Source organism: Vibrio sp. V39_P1S14PM300 (genome assembly GCF_009904765.1).
GTDB lineage: Bacteria > Pseudomonadota > Gammaproteobacteria > Enterobacterales > Vibrionaceae > Vibrio > Vibrio proteolyticus.
Genome location: NZ_WXWP01000159.1, coordinates 1 through 5,237, shown reverse-complemented (window position 1 = coordinate 5,237; position 5,237 = coordinate 1). Strand labels below are relative to the sequence as shown.

The following is a 5,237-nucleotide window of genomic DNA, read 5'->3' as shown; positions in this document are numbered from 1 at the left end:
CACCCTATACAGCACACGTTGATGAGCTGGCTGCGGTAACATTGGATGAATTGGGCCTTGAACCCTCCGAAAGTTATTACAAAGCCGCATTGAAGCGAATTGAATCTCTGTTTGATGTAGCCGAACCAGACACTCCCGAAGGTGAAGAACTTGAAAGGCTAGCTGCATTGGTTGAAGAGTATGAGGAAAAGCACTTCCCCATTTAAGAACTGCAACGCACTTTTGCCCCATTCCGTGTTTGTTCCGATCAATAGAGCAAATCGCAGAAACCATTTTTGCGATACATAATCTAATGACCAAGCATAACTCACCTCCAAAGGCTCAGGCATCCACTTTCGCAATATTCATAAATCATCAAGCATTATTCGCTATCTTTTTGACTCATTTACTATCTTTCTAACTTTACTACATTTAACATATTCCCACAGTAGAATGATGTCATAAGGAAACTTTTTTTGATGCAACCTAATCACTTTGAGCTGCACTATGAAGGCAATGCGACTAGAAACCACTCAATGGATATTGCCGTTACCCGAGATGTGCTCAGTGCGTTAGATATCTTAGTTCGACGTGTAAGCAAAAAAACCGACAAAGAAGAAGACATCGTTGTCGACGTTCAAGCGTTTAAAGAAGGTTGTTTTGCAATTGAACTGGCAATCTTAGGTGGTGTCAAAGTAACAGCGTTTCATCTTATGGGTTTGATAGGTATTACTGCCGTTGCTCATGGTGGTGTACTAGGTTTCCTAGATTGGAAAAAAGGTCGCAAGAACATTGAGATCATCAAAGGTGAAGATGGCGAAGTTGAAGTTAAAGATCTTGACACCAACGAGGTTAAAAAAACAACTGAAGAAGTTGTGAAGCTATCCTCTGACAGTAAAATTACCGCTCAACTTCACCGTATCTTTGTTGAACCTTTTGAGCGGCTAGATTTAGACCGAGTCTTTGTTTCTCAAAACAACCAAACTACGGTTGTTTTGCCAAAGACGAAGGCTGAAACGCTATTTGAAGGTGCGACTGAAGAACACCTAGATAACTGGGTGCTAGATCATATTGTAACTGTTGAGCAAGTATCTTTAACCCCAGAAGGTAAATGGCGTGTTTATATTCACGGTTACAACCGTGCAGTGACAGCTACAATGGTTGATGATAGTTTTCAAAAGCTTGTAGAAGAAGGGGCAGTTACCTTCCGAGCAAAAGATAAGATGGAAGTTCTCTTGGAAAAGGATGTTACGAGAAAAGGTGTTAGAAAGACAAATACATACACCATACATAAAGTACATAAACACTGGCATATTGACCAGTAAGGGCTATTTATGGATACAGGTACAGTGATAGTGATAGGACTCATCATTGCGTACCCGTTTATCGTGTCGCTAGTGAGAGCCTTAACTCGAACTACTCTAAATAAAACAATGCCTAAGCAATATCTCGTCAAGTACAAGGACAGTGACGGTAATGCTTCTGAGTTGGTTTTTTCTGCTAAAGATGTAAACCAAGTAACTACAGCACTTCGCACTATAGAAGAGGCATCTAAGGCTGCCAAAACGCATCAACATACAACTGTTGGAGGTCACTAGGTTGGCTAAATCAGTTGCAAATGTAGATACGCCATTATCAACAGCTAGTTTAAGTGGCACATTAATATTAGGCGCTTCACAACTTGTTGAAGCGCATGTTCCAACTAACTATCAAGCTGTCTGTAACGTTTTAGCGTCAACGATCATTACTTACGTTGCTATTCATTCGACGAGGAAAATACAGGCGTATTTACACAAACGCCAAGTAGACAATACTCAAAAAGAGATGATCGCAGTGATAGATGACTCTATTAACCAGTTAGATGACATCATTGCTGTTTCGAAAGGCGATGTTAAAAAGCACGCTGAAGAAAAACGAAACGAGCTAATGCGTAAGAAGGTTGATGTTGTATCTGGTAAGCTTCACATTTTAGCATTGGACGCATACGTAGATCCTCACCCCATGCACAATGCCGATCCTAAAACAGCTGAATAAAACTGGGGTAGTTTGAACCAAACTGTCAAATTGAATAGCCACCGACTTGATAGACGACGCTTGTCTTGTCCAAACTTTACTCAAACCTAGCTTATCCGAAATGAATGTCTTAAAGCGAAAACTCTAAGCCATTCCTGTCCAGAAGTGAGTTACAACGAGTATGATACTTTAATACTCAGTTGTAGCTCGATTAGGACTTGGTAGTAGCGATTAGTATTAATCTTTTTTTGGTCATGTTTAATCTAAAACGGTACGAGTAGGGTTACTTGATTGTTTAGTATGAAACTTTATTCCTCTCTTACACTAGGCGAAAGATACCCAGGATCACCAATAACACAAGTGCCGTGCCTGGATTATGGACAGCGACAAACAGCTCCCAGGATGAGCAGAATCAGAAGCCCTATATTCGCCAGATGCCCATCAACTTCTCCATTCTACAAAGTTCCTTCATCTCAATTATTGACCTATGCGCCCAAAAAGGGCAGTTCCAGCGAGTATCCCCCGATGCCTTGGCTGTTAGAGTGTTCACAAGTTCAGCCTCTGGCTGAGTGAGTGCGATAGCTGGTCGCCAAAAACAAACAGCAAATTTTCAATTCATCCCGCAACCGGGGTTCACCGGTTACGCGGTGCAGCCCCTTCAATTCCAATTGATTGGAGGTGTTTATGTACTTTTCCACTTTCGTTTTGATCATGATTGTTACCGTTGGCGTCATTGCTTTCGGAGCTTCCATTGTTGCCAAACTATTAAACGCGGCGTTGATGGTGGTATATCGGTCTTTGAGAAAAGCGCGGTCCGTACGGGTCGTCAGTCCGTTGGCAACTGTCAGCAGTTCATTGAACGGAGAATGGTTGAGAGCTACCTCCGGTAGCACTCAATCCGGCGTTTTCGATGCTATCGAATGCGCGCCAGTTGAAGGGGAACTGGTTTCTGAGCGAACTGCAATGGCTTCCAACAAGAAGTTCTTGTCAGTCAAGGTGTGAATAACCTTTCAGAACGATAGCCCTTGTCATCTTAAACCACCCTGCCGGGTACTTTGCCCGGTTGGGCTAAGTCCCGGCGTTTAAACTCTTGGAGAATGAAAATGCTGGGACAAACTAAAACAGAAATCCATCAATTCGACGTGTGTGGCCGCGTGTATTACCGTGGGGTTAACTACACCGAAAAAGAAGGTGAATTAGCTGTTGAAACTGTAGAAGCTTCTTCTCATGATGAAGCTGAAACGACGTTTAAAAGCTTACAGGATGAGTACGCACGTGAGTGTAATCGGACTGTTGAGCGCGTCGATATCACTTTCACTATTGACTTGACGATAGCTGAAAGCGACAACGATGAACCATACTTAGTGATGTAATTATTAATAACAAAGGGCCAGCTCGTCTGGCCCTTTGTTATTTCTGGGAAGAGGAAACGTCTGAATCAGCTTTATGATCCTGTTTGGCCGTTGTCTGCTTATCCACGATGCGGAGCATCTCTGATGCCTTGAGTTTGGCCTCGGCTACAACTTCGGGTTTCTCCTGCTCCAAGAGTTGCTCTAGTGTTCTTGCCACTGGAATATACCGTTTAATGATGTAAAGTTAGAGTATAGAACCGAATGATTGGGAGAGCTAGATGGGCGCTTTTACAATAGGAATGCTGAGCTTACTGGCATTTTTTACTGTGGTCACTTTTGGAAGTTTGTACCTCTATAACAAATCCCGTAAAAACGGTACTGAGTAATCGTTGCGTTCAGGAACTTTCACATGTGAAAGTTTTCCATCGGTTATGGCAGCAACATCTCTTCGTCCAACTTGATGTCTACCATAGGCTCTCCCTTATAGGTGAACCGAGACCACTTGGTCGTTTGAAACACCCCATGAGGTACCTCGTCATCATCTCCCAACCAAGTGCGTAGTCGGAGATCGACAACCCAATCACCATCGCCCTCCAGTTCGACCCAGCAGTGCGGCGCCACCAGGTCGCCACGTTTCTCGTCTTTCACATAGCCCATGTAGCACCGATGTGGGATGTCGGCTTTCCGAAGCACGTGGCTGATCACATACGTCATGCCATCACAGTAGAGGCCGGTCTCTTCCAGAGGAAGCAGACCGATCTCCAGGGCATCATGCCACACGCTCATCCTTGATCCGGTGTGATGAATAGTTCCGCCTTCCCTGCTGTCAGGATCACCGGTGCAGTGTAGCCGCCGGTGTCCAGCTTTTGCGATGCAACGAAGATGAATGCCCATGACGGAAGCTCCCGGCTGATGCCTGCAAGCAACTGGTTCTTGTCCAGGCTGGAACCCTTGGGGATGTTCACTTTGATGCGGGAGTAATCCGTTTCGTCATCCGCATAGAAGCCATAACCGCTCTGCTCGCCTGCCACAAAATCAGGAGCTTTTCTCGGCGCCTTTGTGGGGGCATACACGGTCGTGGCCACATAACAGGACTGATCATAGTCTCGATTGGCACTTTCCCAGTCAGGGCAACCATGTTCGGTATCGACAATTCGCACCGAGGAAAAAATGTACTCCGACATTAGAGGAAAGTCCTGATGCAGGTTCCTGTTATCGACAACATATTTGACATTCGCTTGTCGTAAGGTCTTCTCTATACCATCGAGCAGGGTGCTCGACATCAGTTCCCAGGCTTCTCTGGCATCACCTGCTTGTGTTTCCGGAACCCAGCCAAATACGCTGTCTCGCTCCATAACGCCCTTTGGTGCAAAGGCACTGGTTAACAGACCCAAGCCCAGTGACTTGCCCCAGTCCAATCCAAGCCCATGTCCGGAATTGAAAAGCAGTGCGTCACCCGTGACATCCCATCCCTTGCTGATAACGCCGTCTCGTTGGTCCCTGGGGATGTCGTAATCCCTGGCGTCGTAGAGACCTCCGGCCTTAGCCAAGTTGTAAGCGAGACTATGGTTTTCCTTGTATTGGTAGCTATTTGTCGTCGTTGCACAGCCTGAGGCCAATCCGGCTGCAAGAATTATTGCGGTTAATTTCTTCGTCATTGAGGTTTCTCCTATGGCAATGGAATCAGGTTGCCATAGGTCTTCAAAAACGCAATAACATGCAGGCATCTTATTGAAAAAATGGAAATATGTTCTGAACGGACAAAGTTGGGATAATTGGGTAAAACGCCAAAATTGGGCAGTTACAGAGTCGTGGTAAAGAGGATTGAGAGAATAGGCTATCTCCAAATTTCGGGAGAATAAGCCTATGTTTACAATCCACTCTATCGGGGAC

Annotated in this window: 8 protein-coding genes; 5 read left to right on the top strand and 3 right to left on the bottom strand. The window is 45.0% G+C overall.

Features of this window, described 5'->3' with window-relative positions:
* The 5 genes from CAG65_RS22060 to CAG65_RS07895 all read left to right on the top strand — a co-directional run.
* On the top strand, positions 1 to 206 hold a 206-nt coding region (locus tag CAG65_RS22060), incomplete at its 5' end, for a hypothetical protein (RefSeq protein ID WP_202599317.1).
* Between the two features lie 249 nt (positions 207 to 455).
* Positions 456 to 1,304 carry a hypothetical protein gene (locus CAG65_RS07910; RefSeq protein ID WP_161453269.1) on the top strand — a complete coding sequence of 283 codons (849 nt, stop codon included), beginning with the start codon at positions 456 to 458 and terminating at the stop codon, positions 1,302 to 1,304.
* Positions 1,305 to 1,578: 274 nt separating this feature from the next.
* Entirely contained in the window at positions 1,579 to 2,013 is a 435-nt protein-coding gene (locus CAG65_RS07905; protein WP_161453268.1) for a hypothetical protein, read from the top strand.
* 663 nt (positions 2,014 to 2,676) lie between these two features.
* Positions 2,677 to 2,994, top strand: a complete 318-nt coding sequence (locus CAG65_RS07900) for a hypothetical protein (RefSeq protein WP_161453267.1) — start codon at positions 2,677 to 2,679, stop codon at positions 2,992 to 2,994.
* A 101-nt stretch (positions 2,995 to 3,095) separates the two neighbouring features.
* Positions 3,096 to 3,365, top strand: a complete 270-nt coding sequence (locus CAG65_RS07895) for a hypothetical protein (RefSeq protein ID WP_161453266.1) — start codon at positions 3,096 to 3,098, stop codon at positions 3,363 to 3,365.
* A 37-nt stretch (positions 3,366 to 3,402) separates the two neighbouring features.
* Here CAG65_RS07895 and CAG65_RS22055 read toward each other — a convergent pair whose 3' ends face one another.
* The 3 genes from CAG65_RS22055 to CAG65_RS07885 all read right to left on the bottom strand — a co-directional run.
* Positions 3,403 to 3,561 carry a hypothetical protein gene (locus CAG65_RS22055; protein WP_202599318.1) on the bottom strand — a complete coding sequence of 53 codons (159 nt, stop codon included), beginning with the start codon at positions 3,559 to 3,561 and terminating at the stop codon, positions 3,403 to 3,405.
* 212 nt (positions 3,562 to 3,773) lie between these two features.
* Positions 3,774 to 4,130 carry a transglutaminase domain-containing protein gene (locus CAG65_RS07890; protein ID WP_202599316.1) on the bottom strand — a complete coding sequence of 119 codons (357 nt, stop codon included), beginning with the start codon at positions 4,128 to 4,130 and terminating at the stop codon, positions 3,774 to 3,776.
* Positions 4,127 to 5,237, bottom strand: a 1,111-nt coding sequence (locus tag CAG65_RS07885; protein ID WP_237668779.1) for a hypothetical protein, incomplete at its 5' end; no start/stop codon positions are given. The genes CAG65_RS07885 and CAG65_RS07890, both read right to left, overlap by 4 nt.

What these genes read in the sequence shown, in the direction of transcription:
- CAG65_RS07900 (WP_161453267.1), top strand. Translation starts at nt 2,677, where the DNA reads ATGTACTTTTCCACTTTCGTTTTGATCATGATTGTTACCGTTGGCGTC.
- CAG65_RS07895 (WP_161453266.1), top strand. Translation starts at nt 3,096, where the DNA reads ATGCTGGGACAAACTAAAACAGAAATCCATCAATTCGACGTGTGTGGC.
- CAG65_RS07890 (WP_202599316.1), bottom strand. Translation starts at nt 4,130, where the DNA reads ATGAGCGTGTGGCATGATGCCCTGGAGATCGGTCTGCTTCCTCTGGAA.